1 protein-coding gene is annotated in these 1,020 nt (G+C 64.8%); it reads right to left on the reverse strand.

Annotated features, from left to right (window positions below; genetic code table 11):
- The coding region (locus I5Q34_RS33305) for a type I polyketide synthase (protein WP_307811784.1) at positions 1–1,012 on the reverse strand (1,012 nt) is incomplete at its 3' end.
- Between the last annotated feature and the right edge of the window lie 8 nt (positions 1,013–1,020).

Below are 1,020 nucleotides of genomic sequence, written 5' to 3' on the forward strand. Positions count from 1 at the left end.
CCGTATCCACCGTCACCGCCGGCCCCTCAAAACCGAACGTGTACGAGACCCGCCCCGAGAGGACACTCCCGGAGACACCCGTCACGGCATAGCCCTCCAGGTCCTCCGAACCGTGACGCATCAAATCCACATAGTCCTGATGTGCGATCCCTGCGAAGACCCCGGTCTCACTGCCACGGAGTTCCGCCGGAACAATCCCTGCGCCCTCCAGCGCCTCCCAGGACACCTCCAGCATCAACCGCTGCTGCGGGTCCATCGCCAGCGCCTCACGCGGACTGATACCGAAGAACCCGGCATCGAAATCCGCCGCGTCATAGAGGAAGCCGCCCATGCAGACGGACGACAGCCGTCGACAACCTTCAGGATCCGTACTCGGGTCCGATTCCACCGGCGGGGAGGCCGACAAACGCGCCGCATCCCAGCCACGGTCTGCCGGGGAACTCGACACCGCATCCCTGCCCGCCGCGAGCAGCTCCCAGAACTCCTCAGGGGAACGGACACCACCCGGGAACCGGCACGCCATGCCCACAAGTGCGATCGGCTCATCAGTTCCCACCACAGAGCGAACAATGGACGGACGGGAAAAAGACGCTCTGTCGTCACTGCCGAACATCCGCTCAGACAGGTAACCCGCCAGCAACACGGAGCTGGGGTAATCGAAGACAAGTGTCGTCGGCAGACGCAACCCGGTCAGCGCGCTCAACCGGTTACGCAACTCAACAGCAGTCAGCGAACTGAAACCAAGGTCACGGAAAGCGCGGTCGGGCCGGACACGGTCGGCGGAGTTGTGCCCCAGCACCGCGGCAGCGTGGGACCGTACCAGTTCCAAGAGCTCTGTGGCCCGTGCGGCCCGGTCAAGTGCGGCGAACCGGTCCCGCACTCCGGCCTGCGGTGATCTGCGTGCCGCGTCGAGGCTGGCACGTACTTCCGGGATGCCCGCGAAGACAGGGTTGGTGCCAAAGCCTCCGGCGTTTTCGGTGAAGCGTTGCCAGTCGATGTCGGCGATGGTCACGCATGTGT

This window comes from Streptomyces sp. AV19 (genome assembly GCF_015999245.1).
Lineage (GTDB): Bacteria > Actinomycetota > Actinomycetes > Streptomycetales > Streptomycetaceae > Streptomyces.